Origin of the sequence: Tepidibacter aestuarii, from assembly GCF_934924865.1 — a bacterium.
Taxonomy (GTDB): Bacteria; Bacillota; Clostridia; order Peptostreptococcales; family Peptostreptococcaceae; genus Tepidibacter_A; species Tepidibacter_A aestuarii.
Genome location: NZ_OW235315.1, coordinates 3,282,809 through 3,307,996, shown reverse-complemented (window position 1 = coordinate 3,307,996; position 25,188 = coordinate 3,282,809). Strand labels below are relative to the sequence as shown.

At 30.3% G+C, this 25,188-nt stretch carries 22 protein-coding genes and 1 pseudogene; 18 read left to right on the top strand and 5 right to left on the bottom strand.

Annotated features, from left to right (window positions below; translation table 11 throughout):
* Nucleotides 1-30: 30 nt before the first annotated feature.
* The 18 genes and pseudogenes from M2214_RS15965 to spoIIE all read left to right on the top strand — a co-directional run bounded on the left by M2214_RS15965 (nt 31) and on the right by spoIIE (nt 20,597).
* The gene (locus tag M2214_RS15965; protein ID WP_248481033.1) at nt 31-978 is read left to right on the top strand and encodes a ribose-phosphate diphosphokinase; all 948 of its coding nucleotides are present in this window, start codon (nt 31-33) and stop codon (nt 976-978) included.
* Nucleotides 979-1,144: 166 nt separating this feature from the next.
* The gene (locus M2214_RS15960; RefSeq protein ID WP_248481032.1) at nt 1,145-3,133 is read left to right on the top strand and encodes a methyl-accepting chemotaxis protein; all 1,989 of its coding nucleotides are present in this window, start codon (nt 1,145-1,147) and stop codon (nt 3,131-3,133) included.
* A 489-nt stretch (nt 3,134-3,622) separates the two neighbouring features.
* Complete coding sequence (gene pth, locus M2214_RS15955) at nt 3,623-4,183, top strand: aminoacyl-tRNA hydrolase (RefSeq protein ID WP_248481031.1); 561 nt, start codon at nt 3,623-3,625, stop codon at nt 4,181-4,183.
* A 15-nt stretch (nt 4,184-4,198) separates the two neighbouring features.
* Nucleotides 4,199-7,576, top strand: coding sequence for a transcription-repair coupling factor (gene mfd, locus M2214_RS15950; RefSeq protein WP_248481030.1), 3,378 nt, complete (start codon nt 4,199-4,201; stop codon nt 7,574-7,576).
* 19 nt (nt 7,577-7,595) lie between these two features.
* Nucleotides 7,596-8,048, top strand: a pseudogene (locus M2214_RS18215) (SurA N-terminal domain-containing protein); the annotation flags it as partial.
* Nucleotides 8,043-8,600 carry a peptidylprolyl isomerase gene (locus M2214_RS18210; protein ID WP_256466739.1) on the top strand — a complete coding sequence of 186 codons (558 nt, stop codon included), beginning with the start codon at nt 8,043-8,045 and terminating at the stop codon, nt 8,598-8,600. The pseudogene M2214_RS18215 and the gene M2214_RS18210, both read left to right, overlap by 6 nt.
* 254 nt (nt 8,601-8,854) lie before the next feature.
* Nucleotides 8,855-9,979, top strand: coding sequence for a polysaccharide deacetylase (locus M2214_RS15940; protein WP_248481028.1), 1,125 nt, complete (start codon nt 8,855-8,857; stop codon nt 9,977-9,979).
* A gap of 92 nt (nt 9,980-10,071) precedes the next feature.
* Nucleotides 10,072-10,611, top strand: coding sequence for a stage V sporulation protein T (gene spoVT / locus M2214_RS15935; protein WP_248481010.1), 540 nt, complete (start codon nt 10,072-10,074; stop codon nt 10,609-10,611).
* 146 nt (nt 10,612-10,757) lie between these two features.
* Nucleotides 10,758-12,347: a putative polysaccharide biosynthesis protein gene (locus M2214_RS15930; protein WP_248480999.1), complete on the top strand. Its 1,590-nt coding sequence runs from the start codon at nt 10,758-10,760 to the stop codon at nt 12,345-12,347.
* 15 nt (nt 12,348-12,362) lie between these two features.
* Nucleotides 12,363-13,955 (top strand): putative polysaccharide biosynthesis protein, encoded by a 1,593-nt coding sequence (locus tag M2214_RS15925; protein WP_248480997.1) that lies wholly within the window; start codon nt 12,363-12,365, stop codon nt 13,953-13,955.
* A 43-nt stretch (nt 13,956-13,998) separates the two neighbouring features.
* Nucleotides 13,999-15,447, top strand: coding sequence for a bifunctional methyltransferase/pyrophosphohydrolase YabN (gene yabN / locus M2214_RS15920; protein WP_248480995.1), 1,449 nt, complete (start codon nt 13,999-14,001; stop codon nt 15,445-15,447).
* Between the two features lie 115 nt (nt 15,448-15,562).
* Nucleotides 15,563-15,841: an HU family DNA-binding protein gene (locus tag M2214_RS15915; RefSeq protein WP_248480992.1), complete on the top strand. Its 279-nt coding sequence runs from the start codon at nt 15,563-15,565 to the stop codon at nt 15,839-15,841.
* Between the two features lie 59 nt (nt 15,842-15,900).
* Nucleotides 15,901-16,143: an RNA-binding S4 domain-containing protein gene (locus M2214_RS15910; RefSeq protein ID WP_248480990.1), complete on the top strand. Its 243-nt coding sequence runs from the start codon at nt 15,901-15,903 to the stop codon at nt 16,141-16,143.
* Between the two features lie 77 nt (nt 16,144-16,220).
* Nucleotides 16,221-16,478, top strand: a complete 258-nt coding sequence (yabP, locus tag M2214_RS15905; protein WP_248480988.1) for a sporulation protein YabP — start codon at nt 16,221-16,223, stop codon at nt 16,476-16,478.
* Nucleotides 16,479-16,480: 2 nt separating this feature from the next.
* Entirely contained in the window at nt 16,481-16,885 is a 405-nt protein-coding gene (gene yabQ, locus M2214_RS15900; protein ID WP_248480986.1) for a spore cortex biosynthesis protein YabQ, read from the top strand.
* Nucleotides 16,886-16,903: 18 nt separating this feature from the next.
* Entirely contained in the window at nt 16,904-17,218 is a 315-nt protein-coding gene (locus tag M2214_RS15895) for an FtsB family cell division protein (RefSeq protein WP_248480984.1), read from the top strand.
* A complete protein-coding gene (locus M2214_RS15890; protein WP_248480982.1) occupies nt 17,218-18,138 on the top strand; it encodes a Ppx/GppA phosphatase family protein in 921 nt (306 codons plus the stop codon). The genes M2214_RS15895 and M2214_RS15890 overlap by 1 nt, the downstream gene beginning before the upstream one ends.
* A gap of 89 nt (nt 18,139-18,227) precedes the next feature.
* Nucleotides 18,228-20,597 (top strand): stage II sporulation protein E, encoded by a 2,370-nt coding sequence (spoIIE, locus tag M2214_RS15885; RefSeq protein ID WP_248480980.1) that lies wholly within the window; start codon nt 18,228-18,230, stop codon nt 20,595-20,597.
* Nucleotides 20,598-20,758: 161 nt separating this feature from the next.
* Here spoIIE and M2214_RS15880 read toward each other — a convergent pair whose 3' ends face one another.
* The 5 genes from M2214_RS15880 to M2214_RS15860 all read right to left on the bottom strand — a co-directional run bounded on the left by M2214_RS15880 (nt 20,759) and on the right by M2214_RS15860 (nt 24,996).
* Nucleotides 20,759-21,415 carry an OLD family protein gene (locus M2214_RS15880; RefSeq protein ID WP_248480978.1) on the bottom strand — a complete coding sequence of 219 codons (657 nt, stop codon included), beginning with the start codon at nt 21,413-21,415 and terminating at the stop codon, nt 20,759-20,761.
* 11 nt (nt 21,416-21,426) lie between these two features.
* On the bottom strand, nt 21,427-21,669 hold the full coding sequence (locus M2214_RS15875) for a hypothetical protein (protein ID WP_248480976.1): 243 nt from the start codon (nt 21,667-21,669) through the stop codon (nt 21,427-21,429).
* A 13-nt stretch (nt 21,670-21,682) separates the two neighbouring features.
* Nucleotides 21,683-23,143 (bottom strand): AAA family ATPase, encoded by a 1,461-nt coding sequence (locus M2214_RS15870; protein WP_248480969.1) that lies wholly within the window; start codon nt 23,141-23,143, stop codon nt 21,683-21,685.
* A 21-nt stretch (nt 23,144-23,164) separates the two neighbouring features.
* The gene (locus M2214_RS15865) at nt 23,165-24,178 is read right to left on the bottom strand and encodes a metallophosphoesterase family protein (RefSeq protein WP_248480967.1); all 1,014 of its coding nucleotides are present in this window, start codon (nt 24,176-24,178) and stop codon (nt 23,165-23,167) included.
* 104 nt (nt 24,179-24,282) lie between these two features.
* A complete protein-coding gene (locus M2214_RS15860) occupies nt 24,283-24,996 on the bottom strand; it encodes a copper amine oxidase N-terminal domain-containing protein (protein WP_248480965.1) in 714 nt (237 codons plus the stop codon).
* Nucleotides 24,997-25,188: the final 192 nt, after the last annotated feature.

Here is a 25,188-nt window from a genome sequence, read left to right as displayed (position 1 = left end):
TACAAAATTCTTCTGGGAGGTTATTCATATATGAATACTAGTGGTAGTGAAATTAAAATTATTACAGGAAACTCTAACCCTGAACTTGCAAAAAAAATAGCTGAGCACTTAAATGTAGACTTAGCAAAAACTGATGTATCTACATTTAGTGATGGAGAAATATCTGTAAACATTCAAGAAACAGTAAGAGGAACAGATGTATTCGTTATTCAATCAACTAATAGTCCAGTAAACAATAACTTAATGGAATTATTAATTACTATCGATGGATTAAAAAGAGCATCAGCAGGTAGAATTACAGCTGTAATACCTTATTATGGATATGCTAGACAAGATAGAAAAGCGAAGGCTAGAGATCCAATCACAGCTAAATTAGTTGCAAACTTAATAACAGCTGCAGGAGCAGACAGAGTACTTACTATGGACTTACATGCTGCTCAAATACAAGGATATTTCGATATACCAGTAGATCATTTACTTGGAGTACCAATACTTGCTAAATATTTCAAAGAAAAGCAGTTAGAAGATTTAGTAATTGTATCACCAGACCTTGGAAGTGTTACAAGAGCTAGAAACTTCGCTAATCAATTAAATGCACCAATAGCTATAATAGATAAGAGAAGACCAAAGGCAAATGTATCTGAAGTTATGAATATAATTGGAGATATAAAAGACAAGAATGTTATATTAGTAGACGACATGATAGATACAGCAGGTACAATAACTAATGGAGCTAATGCTTTAAAAGAGTTTGGAGCAAAAGAAGTATACGCTTGTTGTACACACCCTGTTTTATCAGGACCTGCACTTGAGAGAATACAAGACTCAGTTATAAAAGAACTTATAGTTCTTGATACTATACACTTGCCAGAAGACAAAATAACAGACAAAATAAAGGTACAATCTGTTGCACCTATATTTGCAAGCGCTATAAATAAAATATTCTCAAATGAATCTGTAAGTTGTTTATTTGATTAAAAAAATGGCTATTTAGCCATTTTTTTTTGTATAAAAAAGAATATTTATACAATTAAAATTTTAAAATAACCATAAAAAATGAAAAAAGATGTCGAAAATATAAAAAATATACAAATATATGTTAATATATATATAAAATAATAAAACTGCTAGGGAGGATTAAAAAGTGAAATTGGGAATAAGAAACAAAATGATACTAATGTTTACACTTCTTATAAGCATTCCTTTAATAGTTCTTGGAATAAGTACATATAAAAGAAGTGTAAGTATAATTGATGGGAATTTAAAAGAACTCGCATCTAGTACTATGAATGGAATCGAGATATCTATAGACAACTATTTAAATGGGTATAATGAAAATGTAAATATGATATCAAATAATATAGATGTAAAATCAATAGTAGAACATCCAGAATATGAAGAGTTTATGATGCATATATTTAAAGACTTTATAGATTCTCATGAAGACTCTATGTCTATATACTTGGGACTTGAAGATAAGAGTATGTATACATATCCTCACGCAGAATATGAAGATGGATTTGATCCAAAGCAAAGACCTTGGTATAAAGGTGCAGTTGAAAAAAATGGTATATCATGGACAGAACCATATATAGATGTACATAGTAATAAATTGGTAGTAACTGCATCTGCACCAGTATATGACACTAGCAATAAGTTTATAGGAGTTATAGGTATAGATATAGACCTTGAGAGACTATCAAATAATATAAATAAGATGACTATAGGAAATAACGGATATCCTATGCTTATATCATCTAATAAGCTAATGATGAGTCATAAGAAACCTGAAAAAATAGGGAAGGGAATAGATTCTCAAGATATAGTTAAGGCACTTGATGAGAATAAAACTAGTGTAGAATATGAATATGAAGAAAATGGGAAAAAACATTCTAAGTACGCACATTTTAAGACTATGAAGTCAACTGGATGGACAATAATAGGAAGTATATATACTGATGAAATATATGATAAAGCTAATGATATGATAAAAAGATCTATAATAATTGGACTAATATTTTTACTTGGATCGATATTTATAGCTTATATATTCTCTAACTACATAACTAAACAAATAAAACAAACAATAGAATATACTAAAAATGTAGGATTGGGTGATTTAACAGTACAATCTAAAATTAAGACTGGAGATGAATTTGAAGAACTTGGGGATATGTTCAATGGCACAACAAATACACTTAGAGGCTTGGTAACGAATATAAATGATGTAACTATTAATGTAAGAAGCTCAGCAGAAAACCTAGCTTCAATAGCAGAAGAAACTAGTGCAACATCAGAACAAGTAGGATCTACTGTTCAAGAAATAGCAAGTGGAGCTATGTCTCAAGCCAAGGAGGCTGAAAGAGGATATGAATTAGTAGATAGTCTTGCAAGCAAGTTTGATGAACTAAATCAAAACACTAATGAGATGTTTGAATCAGCTGAAAATGTAGCAAATTCAAATATAGTTGGATTTGAAGCTGTTGAAGAGTTAATTCAAAAGACTAATAAAAACTCAGATGCTACTCTTAAAGTAGAAGAAGCTATAGTAGAGTTTAATAAAAAATCACAAGATATAGAGAATATATTAAATACTATAACAACTATAGCAGATCAGACTAACTTATTAGCGCTTAATGCATCTATAGAAGCGGCAAGGGCTGGAGAACACGGCAAAGGATTTGCAGTTGTAGCAGATGAAATAAGAAAGCTTGCAGAGGGTTCAAGAGTTGCAACAGACAATATAAAGAACATAATAGATAATATAAGAAAAGACAGCGATAATGCTGTAATTATTATGAATGAAGTAAAAGAGGTATCTAAAGAACAAGTGGATTCGGTTAATAAAGTTAATGATTCATTTGATATAATATCAAAATCTGTTGGAGATATAACGTATAAGATAACTGGTATAAGAGATTTCATACATAATATTAATGAAGAAAAAGATCTGATAGTAGAGTCAATACAGAATATAGCAGCAGTATCAGAAGAGAGTGCATCATCATCTCAAGATGTTAATACTTCTATGCAGCAGCAATTATTAGCGGTTGAAGAAGTAGCAAAGCTTGCAGATGATCTTAATAATCTTGCTATGAAGCTTACAGATGAAATAAAGGTATTTAAGATATAATTGTTATAAAATAAATGACTAGATTTAGTGCTTAATCCCAAAATGACACTCATTAAAATAACGCTACTTAGTCAACATTTTAATGAGCGTCATTTTTAATTATGGAGGAAATTAATAAATTTTATTTTTAAGTATAGTGATTATAAAGTGGAATTTAATTTAGATGGAGTCTTAGAGCTGTTAGGTTTCGTATAAATTGCTTAGATTTGAGAAAAGATATTATAATAAAGCGAATTTTAATACTACATTCTTATTTAAAATTACTTTTTGATGAGTAATTACTTTATAAGAATAGGGTATTATTTTTTTATTTTTATAGAGAAATAGGATTAATTCTTATATATAGTTTTGATAACCTACATAAAATTATAGATTAGAGAAAGCATATATTTAAAATCTTTAATAAAGGATTTTTAAAAACATATAAACATTTTTAAATATGTTATAATAATATGGTCACCAAAAATGCAAAAATAGGAGGATTTTTAAATGTATGTAGTGGTAGGACTTGGGAATCCAGGCAAGCAATATGATAAAACAAGACACAATGTTGGATTTGATGTTATAGATATTTTGGCAAAGGACAATAATATACAGGTTAATAAAATAAAGCATAAAGCTATTATAGGAGAAGGAAGAATAGGGACTGAGAAGGTAATACTTGTAAAGCCTCAGACTTATATGAATTTAAGTGGGCAAAGCTTACTTGATATATATAATTTCTATAAATTAGATCCTGAGAATATAATAGTTATATATGATGATATAGATCTTGATGTAGGAAAGCTTAGAATAAGAAAAAAAGGAAGTGCTGGTACTCATAACGGAATGAGATCTATAATATATAATCTTAAATTTGATGATTTTAAAAGAATAAGAGTAGGTGTATCAAGACCTCAAAATGGTCAAGACCTAGCTTCATTTGTGCTGTCTAAATTTAAAAAAGAAGAGATGGATTCTTTAAATGAAAGTCTACAAAGGTCAGCGTATGCTGTTGAAGCTATAATAAAAGAGGGAATTGATGCATCTATGAATAAATATAATGGTTAATGAAAGGTGATAAATATGAATAATATCTTTACATATCCATTGAATAATTCTTTGGCATTTAATACCTTATTAGAAATGATAAATAATAAGAGATCTCCTCTTTTGATAAATGGACTAATACCTTCTCAAAGAACTCATATGAGCTATAGCATTATAAATAAATTAAATAGACAGGCTATAATAATAACTCATAGCGACCTTGAAGCTAAGAAGATATATGAAGATTTGAATTTTTATTTAGGAGATAAAGCTGTATATTTACCATTTGAAGAAATCTTGTTTTATTTCTTAGATGCAAAGGATAGACAAGAAGAATCAAAGAGAATGAAGGTCTTGTTAAAGCTTGTAAAAGAAGAAAATATAGTAATAGTATGTTCAATAGAGGCAGTACTTAAAAAATACATACCAAAGCATGTATTTAAGAAGAATATATTAAAATACACTATGGATGATACTATAAATATAGATGAATTATCATCAAGGCTCGTAGGGCTTGGGTATGAAAGGGTTAATAAGGTTGAGGGAGTAGGACAGTTTAGTATAAGGGGTGGAATAATAGATATATACTGCGCAAATGCAGACTATCCTGTTAGAGTAGAATTATTCGATGAAGAAATAGATTCTATAAGAATGTTTGATATAATATCTCAAAAATCAATAGAGAAGATAACAGAGTTTGAGATAATACCATCAAGAGAGATTCTATATCCAGATGATATAGAGAAAACTTTAGAAAATCTTCAAAATGAAATAAAAGAGGATACTAGCGATGATGTTCACTCTAATATACTAAAGATAAAAGATCTTATATACTTTGAAGGGCTTGAAAATTATATAGATTATATGTATGAAGACGAAGATAAAACTATATTTTCTTATCTAAAAAAAGATGCATTAATAATATTTAATGAGCCTGAGAGAATAAAGGAAAAGTTTGAAAACTATTATGAAGAATTTAAATCTAACTTTAATGTAAACTTAGAGAGACATACTGTCTTAGTATCTCAAATAAATTTATTAAATAGATTTGAAGAATTAGATTATTTTATTAAGGATAGGTTTATAATACAAAATAGCATCTTATCAAAGCAAATAGAGGAATTTAAGCCAAATAGTATAGTTAATTTTAATTCAAGAGAAATAACAGTATTTAATTCAAAAATGGACTTATTTATAGATGAGATAAACAATCTAAAAAAACAAGGATATAAGATATTGATAGTGCCTGGTTCTTTAGAAAAATCTAAGAAAATATATAATGATTTACTGGACTTAGGAGTTGAAGCTATATTTTCAAAAGATAAAGATGCTGAAATTAAAAATTCTCAAATAATGATAACACCGGGTAATATATCAGTAGGTTTCTTATCTAGCGACTTTAAGTATGCATTAATAACTGATAAAGAAATATTTGGAGTTCATAAAAGAACATCTCAAAAGAAAAAGAAAAAATTTAAGAATGGAAGAAAGATAGAAAGTTTCTTGGAACTTAGTGTTGGAGATTATGTAGTACATGAGGGCCATGGAGTAGGAAGATATGCTGGAATTGAACAATTAAAGGTAGATGGAATTAAGAAAGACTATATAAAAATAGTTTATGCAAATTCAGACAGCTTGTTTGTTCCAACGGACCAAATGGATAAGGTCCAAAAGTATATAGGCCAAAATGTTGAGAATGTAAAGCTTAATAAGCTTGGAACCAATGAATGGACAAAGGCAAAGAATAAGGTTAAAAAATCAATAGAAGATATGACAAAAGAGTTAATAGAGCTTTACGCAAAAAGAGAAAGTGCAAAAGGATATGTATACAATAAAGATACCCATTGGCAAAGAGAGTTTGAATCGTTATTTCCATTTGAAGAAACTCAAGATCAGATAAAGGCAATACAAGATGTTAAATCAGATATGGAATGCGATAAGGTGATGGATAGACTAATATGTGGAGATGTTGGTTATGGCAAAACAGAGGTAGCTATAAGAGCTGTATTTAAGGCTTGTATGGAATCAAAACAGGTAGCATTCTTAGTACCAACTACAATATTAGCTCAACAGCACTTTAATACATTCCAAAAAAGGTTTGAGGATTTTCCTATAAGAGTAGAGGTTTTAAGTAGATTCAAAACTCCAAAGCAGCAAAAGCAAATACTTGAGGATATTAAAAAAGGACTTGTAGATGTTGTAATTGGAACTCATAGAATAATATCTAAGGACATTGAATTTAAGCAGCTAGGACTTGTAGTAATAGATGAAGAGCAAAGATTTGGGGTTAAGCATAAAGAAAAACTTAAAAAATTAAAAGCATCTGTAGATATATTAACTCTTTCTGCAACTCCTATACCGAGAACTCTTCATATGTCACTAAGTGGTATAAGAGATATGTCTTTAATAGAGGAGCCTCCTCAAGAAAGGCATCCTGTGCTTACTTATGTTGTTGAATCTAAAGAGAGCATTATAGCAGATGCAATAGAGAGAGAAATATCAAGAGGCGGTCAAGTATTTTTCGTTTACAATAGAGTTGAGGGTATTGAAAAAATGGCCACGCTTATAAAAAAGCTAGTACCATCTGCAAGGGTTGCCTTTGGACATGGAAAGATGAGTGTTAGAAATCTGGAAAAGATAATGGTAGAATTTCTTGAAAAAGAATATGATGTATTGGTTTGTACTACAATAATAGAAACTGGAATGGACATTCAAAATGCAAATACAATAATAATATACGATGCAGACAAAATGGGATTATCTCAGCTTTACCAGTTAAGAGGAAGAGTTGGAAGATCGTCAAGACAAGGTTATGCTTACTTTATGTATGAAAAAAATAAAATGTTAAGTGAGGTAGCAGAAAAAAGACTTAAAGCTATAAAGGAATTTACTGAATTCGGTTCAGGATTTAAAATAGCTATGAGAGACCTTGAAATAAGAGGAGCAGGAAACATATTAGGATCGCAACAACATGGTCATATGGCTGTAATAGGATATGATCTTTATGTCAAAATGCTAAATGAATCTATAAGAAAAGTAAAAGGTGAAGAAGTAATTGAGCAAATAGATACAGAAGTAGATTTAAATGTAAATGCTTATATACCTGATACATATATAGAGGATGAGAGAACTAAGATTGAGATATACAAAAAGATAGCAGCTATACAAAACAAAAAAGATAAAGAGGATATGGAAGAAGAGATAGAAGATAGATTCTCTGATATACCTACTCCTCTTAGGACTCTAATAATGATAGCCTATATTAAAGCGCTAGGTAAACAATTAAAGGTAGAATCTATAAAGCAGTTAAAAGATACAGTATATCTAAAACCGTATTATAAATTTAAACCTAAAGAAAAAAATCATTACAAATTGATTACAGAAATTGCTAACGTTTTAGAAAAGATGATATAATAGCCTTGTCAAAAAAAATGAGAGGATGTTTGATATGAAAAAAATAATAGCAGCAATGCTTATGGCTTTAATGGTATTTTCGCTTACAGCATGTAACTCTAATGAATCGCAAGATATAGTTGCTAAGGTTAATGATAGAGTAATAACTGTTAGCGAATATGAAAAGACACTAGCAATGTATAAAAAGAATTTTGAGGGTATATATGGACCGGATATATGGACAACAGAAGTTGAAAAGGGAAAGACAGTAATAGAGGTTATAAAAGAACAAGTTCTTAATAATATGATCAACGATGAAGTAGTTTATCAAGCAGCTCAAAAAGAAAATGTAACTGTAGACGATAAAGACGTAGATGCTCAACTTAAACAGTTTAATGAGCAACTTAAATCAAACGAAGAATTTAAGACATTCTTAAAAGAAAATAATATAGACGATCAATTCTTAAAGAATCAACTTAAGAAAGATATGGTAATATCTAAATACAAAGAAAATTATATAGCATCTTTAGAAATAAATGATGAAAAATTAAAAGAGTATTATGAAACTAATAAAGCAGAGTACAAAAAAGAAGAAGTAAAAGCTTCTCATATGCTATTTATGACTGTTGATAATAACCAAAAGCCTTTACCAGATGAAGAACAGAAGGCAGCAAAGAAAAAAGCAGAGGATATATTAGTAAGAGCAAAGAATGGAGAAGATTTTGCATCTCTTGCTAAAGAATACTCAGAAGATACTGTTTCAGCAAATAATGGTGGAGATCTTGGATATTTTGGAAGAGGTGTTATGGTTCCAGAGTTTGAAAAGGTAGCTTTTGAACTTGAAACTGGAGAAATATCTGATTTAGTAGAGAGTCCATTTGGATATCATATAATAAAGGTTATGGATAAAGTGAATGAAATTATACCTTTTGAAGATGTTAAGAGTCAAATAAAGGTTAATATTGAAACTGATTCATATAAAGAAAAAATTGAACAACTTGAAAAAGACACTAAAATTGAAAAACATGAAAAGAATATAAAGTAATAAGTTAAAAGGACTATCATATGATAGTCCTTTTTTAATGTAATAAATTACATTAATAAAAAAAGCTACATAGAGCAAATTATTACAAAGCGAAGTTTATCGTCTTTAATGAAACTATATGATTTTAAGTATATAGATAGCATTGATTAAAGAACTATACTTCCGACTATTTTTGAGCAACGGAGCCCGGAGGACTCGTTGGCGACATGAGCCATGCGTTAGCATGAAGCGAATTTTTGAAGGGAGAAATACGGATGAAAAAAGTAATAATTTGCATATTAATATTTATATCTACTTCATTGATAACATTTGGTGAGGATAACTATAATCAGCCTCTTATAGTCATTAATGAAGACTTAATATATTACGAGAACAGCTCTCCTCAGATAAAGTGTGGAACTACGTTTGTTCCTATAAAGATGTTTGTAACATCTATAGATGGGATCATAAAGTGGGATGAAGAAGAAGATACAGCTACTATAATCAAGGGAGATAAAAAAGTAGAAATAGACTTTGATAATGAAATAATAATAACTAATGATGGGAATTGTATACTATGTAATATGTATGTAGACAACGGATATTTGATGATACCGTTTAAATCTATGGCAAGTTACTTTGGGTATAAAGTTTCTTATATAGAAAGTGAGAACATAATAAGGGCTATTGATAATGACTCAGTTATAAGTGATGAAAGCTTAATTGAGAAGTTAAAAAATAAAATTTTTAAGTGCAGAAATAAAAACAAAAATAAAGAAAAACAAAAAGTAGCTTATCTAACATTTGATGATGGACCATCTTTATATACTCAGGACATACTAAGAAGTCTTAAAATGTATAATTCAAGTGCAACTTTTTTTGTATTATCAAAGAGTATACAGAAATATCCTGATGAACTAGAAAAAATAGTTGAAGGTGGACACAGTATAGGCCTTCATGGAGTAAGTCATGATGTAAAAAAAATTTATAAATCACCTGTAAGTTTAATAACAGAGATGCAAAGAGATTCAGAAGTTGTTATGAGTAAGATAGGCTTTACATCAAACCTTATAAGAACTCCATATGGGAGTTTTCCTTATATGACTAAAGAATACAGAGACGCATGTGTAAGTGAGGGATATAGAATATGGGATTGGAATGTAGATAGTAAAGATGCACTTGGAAAAGATATAAAACCTAGTGTAATAATAAAAAATGTCATACAACAAGTTGAACAACATGAAAAAAACAAGATAGATCCCATAATTCTTATGCACGAAACTTCTAATTCATCTATTGCACTGCCTCGAATACTGAATTATTTAACCAAAAATGGTTATAATGTTATATCAATAGATTATAATGAAGATCCTGTGAATTTCTGGCATGATCGTAGATAATTAAAATAATTTAACATTGGTGGAAAAATTTTTGTATATTTTTTTACTTTTGGTAAAAAATATATTTACACATACATTATGGAGGGATGAACATGAGAGCTACAGGAATTGTTAGAAGAATAGATGATTTAGGAAGAGTAGTTATACCAAAAGAGATAAGAAGGACCCTTAGAATAAGAGAAGGAGATCCTCTTGAGATATTTACAGCAAAGGATGGAGAGGTAATACTTAAGAAATATTCTCCTATTGGAGAATTAAATGAGTTTGCACAAGAGTATAGCGAAACATTAGCTGAGCACACTGGATTTGGTGTTGTTATAACTGATTTAGACAGTGTAATATCAGTATCTAGATTATCTAAGAAGGAATACAAGGATAAGGCCATAAGTCAAGAATTAGAAGACTTAATAGAGAGTAGAGCATCAAACCTTGTTAAGGACAATAAAACTGTCCCTCTATTCAAAGGCGATTCTACAGAGTATAACAACCAAATTATAATGCCTATAATAAGTGAAAGTGGAGATGCAGTTGGAGCTGTTATAGTTGCTAATAAAGAAGAAGGCGAGATAACTGAAAATGATGAAAAATTAATAAAGGTTGCGGCTTCTTTCTTAGGAAAACAAGTTCAATAATAGTAAGATCAAAAGGAGAACCAATAAAGGTGGCTCCTTTTATTTTTATGCACTAATTAATTCGTACTTATAGATATAAATCTTAAAATATGATATATTAAAATTTAGTTTATATAGTTGACTTCTTAATGATTGGGGGAAGTGAAGTGACAAAGAATTCGTTTTTAAAAGGTGCTTTTATATTAGGCATGGCAGGCGTTATAGCTAATATTTTAGGAGCTATATTTAGAATACCTCTTGGAAGAATAATAGGATCTGAAGGTATGGGATATTATCAAGCTGTATTTCCTATATACATAATGTTACTTAATATTTCAGCAGCAGGATTTCCTACTGCAATATCACAATTGGTATCTCAAAGAATAGCTTTAAAAGATTATAAAGGCGCTCATAATATATTTAAGACATCGTTTTTAGTATTATTTTCAGTAGGCTTTATAAGCTTTTTAATACTGTTTGTTGGAGCAGATTATATTGTAAATAACATACTAAAAAGTCCAAAAGCATATTACAGTATGAAGGCAACAGCTCCAGCTCTTTTATTAGTTCCGATAATGTCTACGTTTAGAGGATATTTTCAAGGAAGACAGGATATGACTCCTACCGCTGTATCTCAGATAATGGAACAGCTAGGTAGAGTAGCTATAGGTATATGCCTTGCGTTTATTTTACTTCCAAAGGGAACTGAACTTGCAGCAGCAGGAGCATCGTTTGGAGCTACAACAGGTGTAATACTTGGAACCCTTTATATAGTATTTGTTTACATAAAGAAAAAAAGTACAATAAAAGAAGAAATAAGCAGTAGCCAGGTATATAAGCAAGAAACTAAGTCTCAAATAGTAAAGAAACTTCTTTCAATAGCAATACCTATAACAATAGGTAGTACAATACTTCCTATAATGAATCTTATAGATTCGACTATGGTAATAGGAAGACTTCAATCCGTTGGATATTCATACGATGAAGCTAATGTTTTATTTGGGCAGTTAACTGGTATGGCGGCATCTCTTATCAATTTTCCATACACTATAACTACGGCTCTTAGTATGAGCATGGTTCCATCTATATCGTATTTTTACACTATAAAGGATAATGAAGGATTATCCAATAATATAAAGACGGGGGTTAGAGTTGCGCTACTTATAGGTCTTCCAGCTTCGTTTGGACTAGCAGTTCTTTCAACTCCATTTATGCAAATGCTTTATCCAAATGAGCCATCATCAGTTGGACAAATGCTTTTATATTTGTCTATGTGTGTGGTTTTACTTGGACTTATTCAAGCCTTTACTGCTGTACTTCAAGGAATAGAAAAAACTCATATACCGGTAATTAATTTATCTATAGGTGCTATATTTAAGGTTGCTTTGACATATATATTAATAGCTATACCAAGTCTTAATGTAAAAGGAGCACCGGTAGCATCTTTAATATCTTATATAGTTATATTGATACTTAATTATAGATATATTAAAAAACACGTTAATGTAGAATTTGAGCCAGTATACTTTATAGTAAAGCCTTTAATGTCGGCAGCTATAATGGCTGTACTTGTGAGTATTTCTTATAATATTGTATTAATTTTCGCTGGGAACACAGTGGCTTGCCTTGTATCTGTAGTAGTCGGGGGAGTAGGATATGGATTAGCTCTTATAAAGACTAACAGTATATCTAAGGAAGAAATACTTATGATGCCAAAAGGCGAAAAATTATATAAGATTGTAAGCAAGATTAGTTAAAAATGGAGGGGTAATATGAGCAAAAATTCCTTTTTAAAAGGAGCTTTTATATTGGCTGTAGCAGGTATAATTGTCAAAATACTTGGAGCGTTTTTTAGAATACCTCTTGGGAATATAATAGGATCAGAGGGTATGGGGTACTATCAAAGTGCATACCCTGTATATGTTTTACTTCTTACGATATCATCTGCTGGTTTTCCAGCAGCTATATCAAAGCTTGTATCAGAAAAGGTTGCTGTTAATGACTATCGTGGAGCGCATAGGATATTTAAGGTATCTTTTATAGCTCTTATAGTAACGGGTATTGTAACATTTGCTATACTGTATTTCGGAGCTGATTATATAGTAGGTTACATGAAGAATCCTAAGGCTTATTATTCTATGATAGCTATATCGCCTGCTTTATTATTCGTACCTATAATGGCAGGATTTAGAGGGTATTTTCAGGGAAGACAGAATATGACTCCAACTGCTATATCTCAGATAGTTGAGCAGTTTTTTAGGGTTGGGTTGGGTCTTTATTTAGCATTTTTCTTTCTTCCTAAGGGAACTGAGTATGCAGCAGCAGGTGCTTCGTTTGGAGCGACATCTGGAGCTTTTATTGGAAGCTTATTTATGATAGTTATTTACATAGTAAATAGTAAAAAAATAAAAAGAGAATTAACATATAATACTTCAAAAAGAAGAGAGAGCACAAGAGAGATAATAAATAAGCTATTGATAATAGCGGTACCTATAACTATAGGAAGTGCTATCATGCCTATTATGAATATGATAGATGCAGCTATGGTTATGAGAAGACTTCAAGATGGAGGATTCACATATCTCGAGGCTACAAAGCTTTATGGACAATTAACAGGAATGGCAGCAACTTTAATAAATCTTCCTCAGGTGCTTACTATGGCCCTTTCTATGAGTCTTGTACCTGTTATATCCCATTCATTTGCTATAAACGATATGAACAGGGCAAAGGCAGATATAAAAGCTGGTGTTAGAGTAGCTCTTCTTATAGGGCTTCCTGCAGGATTTGGGCTTGCATCATTATCAACTCCTATAATGCAAATGCTTTATCCAAAAGAGCCATCTTCAGTGGGGCAAATATTATTGTTTTTATCTATGGGAGTAATATTTTTGAGTTTAATTCAAACTCTAACGGGTATACTTCAAGGTATGGCAAAGGCTTATATCCCAGTTATAAACTTATTTATAGGGGCTATTGTAAAGATATCTATAAGCTATACATTAATACCTATTCCATGGTTTAATGTTAAAGGGGCTGCTGTTGGAACTGTAAGTGCATATATAGTAGCTACAATACTTAATCTCTATTATTTAAAGAAAAACATGAGTATAAAGTTCGGTTTTAAAGATTTTGTATTGAAACCTTTGATATCAGTTATTATAATGAGTATATGTGCAATATTTACATATAATACTTTATATAGGTTCTTTGGAAATTCTATATCATGTCTTGGAGCTATAACTTTAGCAGGATTAGTATATGGTATAATGCTTCTGTTAACAAAGGCTATTACTAAGCAAGAGATTTTGATGATGCCAAAGGGAAAATTGATTTATAAGATTCTTCATAAGGCTAGATTGATGTAGCAAGAATTGATTATTTTTTGAAAAATGTATAGAAGGTGAAATTATGGGAAGTATTCATATAATAGGATTAGGTCCTGGAGAGTTTGATTTATTAAGCTTTGGAGCTTATAATAAATTGAAAAATGGGTCTAATATATATTTTAGAACTAAAAAGCATCCTGTGGTAGATGATTTGATAAAGGAAGGAATACAATTTGAATCGCTTGATTATTTTTATGAGCAAGAGAAAGATTTTGATAAAGTATATAAAAATATAAGCGAGTATATAACAAATAAGGCTAAATCTGACGATATAATATATGCGGTTCCTGGTCATCCGAGGGTTGCTGAAAAAACGGTTGAGATAATACAAAAATATGCAGATGAAAACAATATAGATATAAATGTAACACCGTCTATGAGTTTTGTTGATGCTATGTTTGAGTTTTTAGAGGTCGATCCTGTTCATGGATTTAAGCTTATAGATGCTTTTAATATAAAAAATGAGAAGATAGATATAGATTCGAGTTTGATAATAACTCAAGTTTATGATAAATTTATAGCATCTGAGGTTAAATTAAATCTTATGAATTACTATGACGATGAACAAGAAGTGTATATAGTAAAAGGAGCAGGTATTAAAAAAATTGAGCAAAAGCACAAGGTAAAGCTTTATGAGTTAGATAGACTAGATGAATTTGATTATCTAACGAGTTTATACGTTCCAATAGCTTCTGTTAAGAAGTATAAGGATATATTTGATCTTCAAAGTATAATGAAGACTTTAAGAGGAGAAGGTGGATGTGATTGGGATAAAAAGCAAACACATGAAACTCTTAAGAAATACTTGATCGAAGAGGCTTATGAAGTAGCTGATAGTATAGAGAAAGATGATATAGATGAATTGATAGAAGAACTAGGAGACGTACTTTTACAGGTAGTATTCCACTGTCAAATAGGTAATGAAGAAGGATATTTTGACTTTAGGGATGTAACTACAGGTATATGTGAAAAGCTTATATTTAGACATCCTCATGTCTTCTCAGATGCCGAGTTTGAAGAAGAGGAGTTCATTAAGAAGTGGGAAGATCTTAAGAAGGAAGAAAAAGGCGAAACTACGATAACTGAAAGTTTACAAAGAATTCCTAACTCTCTTCCGGCTCTTATAAAGTCTACTAAGGTACAAAAAAAGGCAGCTCTTGTAGGTTTTGATTGGGACAATATCGAAGATGTTTACAAAAAAATACAAGAAGAGTACAAAGAAGTTGTTGACGCGAGTAGACTTGGCAATATACAATACATAGAGGAAGAAATAGGAGATTTATTATTCTCTATAGTAAATTTAGCAAGATTTCTCAAAATAGATTCAGAATATGCTCTTAATAAAACTACACAAAAGTTTATCAAAAGGTTTAGCTATATAGAAGAGTGTGCTATAAAAATGGACAAACAGTTAGAGGATATGACTCTTGAAGAGATGGATGAGCTTTGGAATGAGGCAAAGAAACTTTAAAAGAAAGCTAAAACTTTATTACAAAGAAGGAGTTTTTGAAAAAAACTAGAATTAAAAGTTTATGTGAGTTATTTAAAATTTAAATAAAAAGAAAATACATAAGGAGGTAGTTACTGTGAATAAGGCTGAATTAGTAGCTAAAATGGCTGAATATAGTGGATTAACTAAGAAGGATGCAGAAGCAGGACTTAACGCATTTATGAAATCTGTAGAAGAGGCATTAGTTGAGGGTGACAAGGTTCAATTAGTTGGATTTGGAACTTTCGAAACAAGAGAAAGAGCTGCAAGACAAGGTAGAAACCCAAGAAACCCAGAGCAAGTTATTGAAATACCTGCATCTAAGGCTCCAGTTTTCAAAGCTGGAAAAGGTCTTAAGGATACTGTAAATAAGTAATATATTAAAAAGTGTGGATAATCCACACTTTTTTAATATAAAGATATAGGAGGTTAAGCATGAGATTAGATAAATATCTTAAAGTTTCAAGACTTATAAAGAGAAGAACTGTAGCAAAAGAAGCTTGTGATAAGGGAATTATAAGTATAAATGATAAGGTTGCAAAGTCTTCTACTGTTGTAAGTGTTGGAGATATTATAAAGATAAGGTTTGGAGAAAGAGTTACTACGGTTAAGGTAGCCTGCATAAAAGAGCATGTACTTAAAAATGATGCAAAAGAAATGTATGAAGTTATAGAATAAATACTAAGTCCCCTTCATAAATTTAATATATAGGAGTTGATTCTATATTAATTAAGTTTTATATGGAGGGATTTTTTATGGATCATTTACTCAATATGAAAAATAGAGAAGAAATAAGCTTATGCGGTATTGAACATATTTATTCTTTTAACGATACGAAAATAGAGCTAAGGACTGTTTCAGGAGATGTATCGATACAAGGAGAAAATCTAGACATGGGCAAACTCAGTATAGAAGACGGTATGGTAAATATAAAGGGAAGTATTAACTCAATAGTTTACTCTAAAATATCTAAAAAGGATGAGGAAGGCTTTTTAAAGAAGCTATTTAAATAATCATGTATCCATCTGAAGAGATATATATACTGTTTGTAACTGTCTATGGTGGTATCTTAATGGGAATAATATACGATTTTTACAGAGGGATAAGGTGTAATATAAATAATAATAAGGTTATAAGGTGCGTAGAGGATATTCTATTTTGGGTAATAATAACTATAATAAGTTTTTTAATACTTCATAGAGCCAATTCTTATGATCTTAGATATTATAATTTCACAGGGTTTATAGTTGGTGTTGTCATTTACTTTAACACTGTCAGCAAATATATACTTAGGTTTTTGTGCAAACTTATAAAAACTATAATATCAATAATAACAAGCCTATATTATCTAATAATATATCCTATTCATTTTGCATTTGATGTTATAATGTATATAGGATTTAAAAGATTAAAAAAATGATGATATTTGGGGGATAAAATGAGAAATAGAAAAACTAAAAAGAAGAGGTTTAATATATATATATTAGGTCTTAAGTTATTTGTATTGTTCATAGTATGCTCATCTGCTTATAGTGTCATAAATCAAGGCATAGTCATAAGAGAATATAAACGAGAGATAAAGTCTTTAAATGAGCAGATAAAAAAAGAAAATGAAAATATTAAAAATGTTAAAGCTGATATTGAAAACTATAAAACAGATGAGTATATAGAAAAGATTGCTAGAGAAAGACTTAAGATGGTAAAACCAGGAGAAATTATATATATAGATATTAATAAAAGCGAGGGATACTGATGAAGATTGCAGCTATAGATATAGGAACTAATTCTATGAGACTTTTATTAGCAGATTATGTAGAAGGCAAATTTTTTAATAGACAAAAATATATAAATACGACACGAATAGGCCAAAATGTTGATAAAGAAGGAATTATATCAGATGAGGCTATAGATAGAAATGTAGATGCTCTACATGAATTTGCAGATATAGCTAAAAAACATGGTTGTGAGAAAATATATGCCATGGGAACTTCTGCTCTTAGAGATAGCAAGAACAAGGAAGACTTTTTAAAAAAGGCTTTTGATAAGAGTAAAGTTTTAGTTGAAATAATAAGTGGAGACAATGAGGCAGACCTAGGATTTTTAGGTGTTGTACAGGAAATAGACGATGAGGATATTCTCGTAATAGACATAGGCGGAGGATCTACTGAGTTTATAGTTGGAAACAAAACTGATGGAATTAAGTTTAATAAGAGTGAAAATGTAGGAGCTCTTAGAATGACTGAAAAATTCTTAACTAAAGATCCTATAGATGATCAGGAGTTTGAAGATGCTAAAAGATTTATAGAATCTACTATAATGGATACTATAGATAAGATAAGTAAATTCAATATAAGGAAGGTAGTTGGTATAGGAGGGACTATAACTTCTTTATCAGCAATACACCAAGATTTAAAAGAGTATGATACAGACAAGATACATAAGAGTATGATTTTAGACGCGGATATAGAAGAAATACTTCGTAATTTGAAAGAATTAACTGTAAAAGAAAAAAGAAATTTAAACGGTCTTCAGCCAAAAAGAGCCGATATAATAACTGCTGGAGCATTAATTCTAAATATAATAATAAAAAATTTAAAAATAAAGGATGTAACTGTTAGCGAATTTGATAATTTAGAAGGTCTAATTTGTCAAAAGCTAAAAAGAATGTCTTAAATTTCTAAATTCGATATTACTCATTATGACAAAAACCTTTCTATCACTTTGATACAATCAAATGTATTAAGTGATGGGGGGGTTTTTTTATGCAAAGACCACATATATCTTCATATAGGAGAAGATATATCAATGAGATATCTGAGGGTATAAACGTTGATAATACAGCTGTATTTTTATGTGTAATAGGATTTTTGCTCGGACGAGCCGTTATAATAGACAATCTGGGACCTTTTGGCATAGCTTATTTTATTTATATGTGTACTCATAAAAAATATAAGATGCCTGTGTTTTTTTCTATATCAGCAGGTATAATTTTAAGTCACAGTGGGCCTCATGCTCTAAGGTATATAATAACTCTGTTTTTTATAAATTTCATATCGTCGTTTATATCAAAGTATAAGGATCATATTTTTAGAGTTTCTATTATAGGATTTTTTCTAACTTCGATAAGTGGGATGATATGCTCTTTATTAACAGAGATATATATGTATGATGTATTAGTTTCTATAATAGAAGGACTAGCAGTGTCTTCTCTTATATATATATATTCATATGGTATACCTCTTATTCTAAAAAGATCTATAAGAAGGAGTATATCGAGTGAGGAGACTATAGCATTATCTATAATAATAGCTCTTTCAATAACGGGAATATCTAATATAAGTTTGTTCGATGTATCATTAAAGAATGTATTGTCATTTTTGATAATAATAGTAGTAGCTTATCAAGGAGGGCCAGCACTTGGATCTGCAAGTGGTATAACTATAGGGATAATAACTACTATGAATACAACATCATCTCCTATGTATATAGGGATATATGGGTTTTCAGGGCTTTTAGGAGGTCTTTTTAGAAAGGTAAGTAAGTATGCAACCACATTAGGTTTTATTATGGGATGGAGCATAATAACTATATATACAAGAGGAAATAGTGAACTTTTATTAAGTCTTAGAGAAATCGCTATATCTTCTTTAATATTTCTTATGATACCTGATGAAAGATTAAAGTATATAGAGAAATTTACTAAAGGAGTTTTGGGCAGCGAGGAATCTTCTGTTAATTATATAAACAGGGTCAAGGAGATAATGAATACAAGGCTAAAGGATGTATATAAAGCTTACGAAGAGGTTGGAGCTACTTTTGATAAAGCTAGAGAGAAGGACAAGGTATTAGATCAAAGAGATATAGCAAGTGTTATAGATATGGTAACTCATGATGTTTGTTCTGAGTGCCCTATGAAGAGAGGGTGTTGGAATTTAAAATTTACAAAGACTTACAGCATGTTTACTAATATACTGAATCACTTAGAGGAAGATGGAAGGATAGATAATGATCATGTGAAATCTCAATTCGAAAGAGATTGTATGAAATTCGAGGAGGTAATAAAGGGATGTAATCATTATTTTGATTTATTTATGCTAAATTATAAGTGGAATAAGAAGCTTTGCGAAACTAGAAAGCTAGTATCTAGTCAGATAAAATCTATTGCTTATTCTATTGAAGAAGTTTCAGATGAAATAAACAACAGTATGGACTTTGATGTAGATATGGAAAACAACATAATAGTTGAGCTTGATAAAGAAAATGTAAAGGTAGATAAAATAAGTTATATTAAAAGAGATGATAACTTTGAAATAAATATACAAAGAGACAATTGCTGTAGTGGAGACCTGTGCGAAAAAAAGCTTATTAAGGCTGTATCAAGAGCTGTTGGACAAGAAGTATCAGCCTATAAAATGGGATGTAGATCAATGAATAATACTTGTAAGATAAGGCTTGTAAATTTTAAAAAGTACACAGCTAGAACTGATGTAGCCTACTTATCTAAGGATGGAAATATAATATCTGGGGATAACTATACATATATGGAGATATCAGATGGAAAGTATATGAGTGTGCTCAGTGATGGAATGGGAAAGGGTGAAAAAGCATCTGAAGAATCTGCACTTACAATAGAAATACTAGAAAAAATGCTAGAGGCTAAGATAGATGAGAAAATAAGTATAGAGACTATCAACAATATGTTAATGCTAAAATCATCAGATGAGATATTTTCAACTCTAGATTTAAATATAATAGATTTGAATAATGGAAACTTAGAAAGTGTAAAAATGGGTGCTTGTCCATCTTTTATAAAAAGAAAGAATGGTGGCGTTGAGGTTATATCATCTTCATCACTTCCTGTTGGCATAGTATCTGAGATAAAAATAGATAGAGAAAGAAGAAGTGTTAGGGAAGGAGATGTAATAATAACTGTATCAGATGGAATAATAGATGCTGGAAAAGATAAAAAATTAGGGGAGAATTGGTTGTACACAGTTATAGAGAATATGGATAAAAAGAGCACAAAGGAAATTTCAAAATATATATTAGACAAATCATTGGAGCTTGTAGATGGAAAAGCTCAAGATGATATGACTGTTATAGTCACGAAAATATGGAAAAATAGAAAGTAAGAAGAAATTTCTAAATATTCAGAGGTCTTGTGGATAGTGTGTATAAAATTGTGGATAGTTTGGGGAATAATTTGTGTATATTATGCATATACTACTATGTTAATTAGTCATAAACTTAATCACAGGTGTCTGTGTATAATGTGGATAAACAATGTGGATTATTAACAATCCACATTGTATTCATTAACATTAGAGATTCCGTTGTTCATGGTTACTACATATCTCTTGTCTGATATTTCGGATAAGTGGGTATTGTGAGTAACCATTATTATTTGTCTATTAAAGTTTGTGTTTATTTCTTTTAAGAATTTACCTACGTTTATGATGTATTCTTCTGATACATGCTTTGCAGGTTCATCTAGGATAAAAGGGCCTTCTATCATAGGCTTATGTGTTTGAAGCATACAGTATTTAAGCGTAAGAGATATTACATCTATTATACCTCCGCCTCGGCTGTCTTCTGGAGTATTTATTATCTTAGTATCTTCGTCTATTTGACTTATAACGTTAAAGGATGCCTCTGGGCGTCCTCTTTTTTGTTCAAATTCTATTTTAAACTCTATATTTTCCCCAGTTACGAATTGAAGTGCCTTAGTTACCATTACTTCGAATTTGTGTTTTACTTGTTCACGAGCAAATGTTGAACTTTCTTCAAGTAATAATTTTGCTTTTAAGAAAACTTCTTCTTGGGATCTAAAGTCTTCTATTTTCAATTTTATAGTTTTCATATCTTCTTCTATTTTTGATTTAATAGTTTTTTTATAGACTATGTAGTCTCTATATCTAGCGTATTTATCTTTTATTTCATTCAAGCTCATATAATCATCTCCTAGATATTAGGTATTGTATCGGGAAGCATCTCATTTATTTTTGAGATTAAATCCTGCTTTTCATTTTCTAGCTTAGATATTATTTCATCTAGTTTTTCTGGGTCGTATCCAAGAGATATTATTTCTTCTTTTAGGGTTTTTTCTTGCTTTTCAAGTTCCTCAAGTCTAGTTTCTGCTTTGTATTTGGTCATTTTGCCTTTTTCTATTTTATCTTTAAGTTCCTGTAACTGTTTTTCGTTCATTTTAAAATCCTCCTTATAAGTTAGATATTATATTTTGTACCGTAGTGTTATCTATATCATTAAAGCACGTTGGGCATTTTCCCATGTTTTTAAGCATATCGGAATATGCTTGTGTACATTGGTTTAGTCCTGCTTGTACTGTTTTTATGTAGTCTGATCCTTTTTTTAGCCTTAGTTTTGTATCTTTGTAGTTTGTGCTTAGTTGTTTTATTGTTTCAATTTTAGTTTGTATATTTGTATAGTCTAAGTGTAGTTTTTCTATTTGGTTAAAGTCTGGCATTTTGATTATGGCGTTTCTAAGTTTAGCTTTTTCATTTGATATTACTTTGTATTCTTTATTTATTTTCTGTAGAGACTCAGTTTTTGAGTTTAGATTTTGAAGTTTTAAGTATGTTTCGTTTATACTATCTATGTTTTGTAGTCTTGTAAGTGTTATTTTTAAGTTTTTATTATGGTTATCCAGATAATCTATTTTATTTTTCAGTAGTTGTATTTTACTTAGTTTATCTATTGTATTTATCAAGTTGCTGTTTATTTTTTCAGCTTCTTCTATGTTCGATAGTTTAGTTATAGTATCTTTAAGTAAATTTTTATTTGTATTTATCGATTTTAAAGAAGCAGATGTTTTTTGGAAGTTCAGAGATTCTTTGTGCTTTAATTCTAAGTCCTTTATGTTGAGTTGAGCTTCTTCTATATCAGATAGCTTGTCTATAACTTCCATGCATTTTGATTTTTGTAGTTTTATATTTTGTAGTGAGCTTATATACCTTTTAAGGGTATCTATGTTTTTCTCTGTTTTTTCAGCCTGAGATATAAAGTTTTCTATTTTAGAAAGCTTCTTTTCTTCTTCTTCGACGTCTTCGTATTGTTTTAGTTTTTCATTTAAAGCTTCGTATTCAGCTGATTTTTCTTTTGTTTTTCTGTTTATATCAAGTATGTCGGCTTTTATATCTCTTATTGATGAGTCGAATAAGTTGGCATTTATAAGTTTACCTATTGTCTTTGATCTTTGAGATCCATTTGATGATACCAAAAATGGAGGGTCTAGCTGGAAGGCAAAGTTTGGTATTTCAACTAAGTCCTTATCTATTTTAAGTATATTAACTCCACAGGCCTGAAGAACTTCTGGAATAGAGTCAACACCGAAGTTCTCGTTTTCAGATATATCTCCGTTTGGGTATTCTATTTTATATGTATTTTTAGAGGTTATTTTCTTTTTTCCACTTAGTTTTTTAGTACGAGTTATCTTTGTTTCGTCACTAAGGGTTAGTGTTACGCTGCATTCTTTAGTTCCTTGCCTTACCATGTTGTTTCCCTGAGGGTCGTTAAGTATTACCCATCTTATGGCTCTTATAATAGCTGATTTTCCTTTGTCGGATTCACCTATTATTGTGTTGAGGCCGTTTACAAGATCTAGGGTTGTGTCTTGGTGGCTTTGGAAGTTTTGAATGTGGAGCTGCTTTATATATTTCAAGTTCAAAATCCTCCTAACTTATTATTCGCTTGATAGACTTTCCTCAGCTATTGATAGTTTTGTAAGTGCATAGTCTACTACTTCTTTTTCCAGTTCTTTATTAGTTGCGATTTTTTTTACTATGCTTGTTATGTCCATTGATTCTATTGTTGATGCTACTTTGATTTCTCTCATGAATTCTTCTATTTGTATTTCTTTATATTGTGAGCTTTCTATATGAGATCTATCTAATACGTCTTCTCCCATTTGTTGCTTTAGAGGTATGAAGTCTAGTTTTATATCATCTTTTGATACTTCTATATATAGTACCCCAACTTTTCTTTTTATCTCAGTTTTATCTGATGATACTCTGGATAAAGATCCTGGATTTGCGAAGTACTTACCGTCTACTTGTATAGGTTCAAACCCTGCATGGTAGTGACCTGTTAATGTTAAGTCTGCTTTGGTTTCTTTAATCTGATCTATTGTTACTACTGTCATATGTGGGTTTAGTTGTTTTTCCATAAGCATACCGTGTATTATATGGATTGCTTTATTTCCATCTTTAGTATCCACAACATAGTCTTCTTTGATATCATCATGGTCTATACCAAAGTGAGAAGGAGTTCCCGTTATTTGGAGTGTGAGGTCATTTTTATTTATTATAAGTTTTTCTCCTTTGTACATAAGGTCTATAAGTCCTGCTTTTTCGAATAGTCCGAGTTGTGTTGATTTTATGTTGTCTATATTGTTACCGAATAAGTCGTGGTTTCCGGCAATTCCTATTATCTTATTAAAGTTTCTAAGTATTCTTGCTGTTCTTCCAGCCACTGCATTTGATACACTTGGGTTATCAAATAGGTCTCCTCCGAATAGTACAAAGTCGCAGTTTTTGGCTTTGGCTATATCATTTATTTGAGTAAGCTTATCAAGAACTGTATCCAAGAAGTTATCTTTTCTGCTTCTAGGATTTCTTCCACTTACGTGGACGTCTGTAAAGAATAGAGTTCTTATTACGCTGTCATTTCCATTTAAGGTTAGGTTGTTGTAGTCCAAAGAGAACACTCCTTTCTTATATAAGATTGTACATCTAAATTAAGATAATATAAAGTGGAATATAGTGCTTAAAAAAATAAAGCTGCTCAAATTGAGCAGCTTTACTAGTCTTCATATTCATATTCTATGTCTAAATCTCTATCGCTGTAATCGTATTCATATTCAGCACATTTGTCGTCATCTTCATCATATATGTATATTTGGATATCTTCTCTGAATTCGTCTGTTATTTCATCACATACTTCATCTTCTATAAAGTCTCTGAAATCTTTATCATCACGATCGCTCCAGTACTTAGAATCTCTCTCAAAGTCTCCAGTCATTTTAACCTTTATATCTCCATTAGAACGCTCTGATAGATCGTATTCAAACTCTAAATCTTTATATCCTTTAGTATATTCATCGTAGTCATCATTAAGCTTATCTTCTAAGTCTTCTAAATCTTCGTCATCATCATCGTCGTCGTCTTTAAGTCTTTCAATTTCAGCGTCCTTAGCTTTAAGTTGGTTTTTTAACATTTCTATTTCATATGAACTGTTATTGTTACCAAGAGATCCATCATCATGCATATAAACAGTCTTATTTCTATCATCCCAAGCAACATTAACTCCAAGGCTCTCTGATACGTCTCTTAAAGGAACATATACATTACCTCCGTATATAAATGGTTCGTTTGAGAAGTTAAGAGTTTTTCCGTTTAAAGACACTTTTATGTTATAGAAATAAGCAGTTATAGACTTAGTGTATCCACTTGAAAATGCTAGTGTTCCACATATTAGGATTAGTATGAATGTTAGGCATAAAATTCTTTTTTTCATTAAGTTACCTCCTTTGAAATTTGTATATATATAGGATATCGTAAAACTGTGCTATAATAAAAGGGTATTTTGAATTATTTTACATAAGAACATTTAAAGATTTCGTAGTATTTTTAGTTTAGTGGTTAATCGAAAAATAGAACTTATTGAAATAACGCTACTTGGTCAATATTTTAATAAAACTAAAGATTT

Coding starts and splice junctions, on each gene's coding strand:
- pth (WP_248481031.1), top strand. CDS start 3,623: ATGTATGTAGTGGTAGGACTTGGGAATCCAGGCAAGCAATATGATAAA.
- M2214_RS18210 (WP_256466739.1), top strand. CDS start 8,043: ATGGTAATATCTAAATACAAAGAAAATTATATAGCATCTTTAGAAATA.
- M2214_RS15890 (WP_248480982.1), top strand. CDS start 17,218: ATGAAGATTGCAGCTATAGATATAGGAACTAATTCTATGAGACTTTTA.
- M2214_RS15880 (WP_248480978.1), bottom strand. CDS start 21,415: ATGAGCTTGAATGAAATAAAAGATAAATACGCTAGATATAGAGACTAC.
- yabQ (WP_248480986.1), top strand. CDS start 16,481: ATGTATCCATCTGAAGAGATATATATACTGTTTGTAACTGTCTATGGT.
- M2214_RS15925 (WP_248480997.1), top strand. CDS start 12,363: ATGAGCAAAAATTCCTTTTTAAAAGGAGCTTTTATATTGGCTGTAGCA.
- M2214_RS15940 (WP_248481028.1), top strand. CDS start 8,855: ATGAAAAAAGTAATAATTTGCATATTAATATTTATATCTACTTCATTG.
- yabP (WP_248480988.1), top strand. CDS start 16,221: ATGGATCATTTACTCAATATGAAAAATAGAGAAGAAATAAGCTTATGC.
- spoVT (WP_248481010.1), top strand. CDS start 10,072: ATGAGAGCTACAGGAATTGTTAGAAGAATAGATGATTTAGGAAGAGTA.
- M2214_RS15910 (WP_248480990.1), top strand. CDS start 15,901: ATGAGATTAGATAAATATCTTAAAGTTTCAAGACTTATAAAGAGAAGA.
- M2214_RS15965 (WP_248481033.1), top strand. CDS start 31: ATGAATACTAGTGGTAGTGAAATTAAAATTATTACAGGAAACTCTAAC.
- M2214_RS15860 (WP_248480965.1), bottom strand. CDS start 24,996: ATGAAAAAAAGAATTTTATGCCTAACATTCATACTAATCCTAATATGT.
- M2214_RS15895 (WP_248480984.1), top strand. CDS start 16,904: ATGAGAAATAGAAAAACTAAAAAGAAGAGGTTTAATATATATATATTA.
- yabN (WP_248480995.1), top strand. CDS start 13,999: ATGGGAAGTATTCATATAATAGGATTAGGTCCTGGAGAGTTTGATTTA.
- M2214_RS15875 (WP_248480976.1), bottom strand. CDS start 21,669: ATGAACGAAAAACAGTTACAGGAACTTAAAGATAAAATAGAAAAAGGC.
- mfd (WP_248481030.1), top strand. CDS start 4,199: ATGAATAATATCTTTACATATCCATTGAATAATTCTTTGGCATTTAAT.
- spoIIE (WP_248480980.1), top strand. CDS start 18,228: ATGCAAAGACCACATATATCTTCATATAGGAGAAGATATATCAATGAG.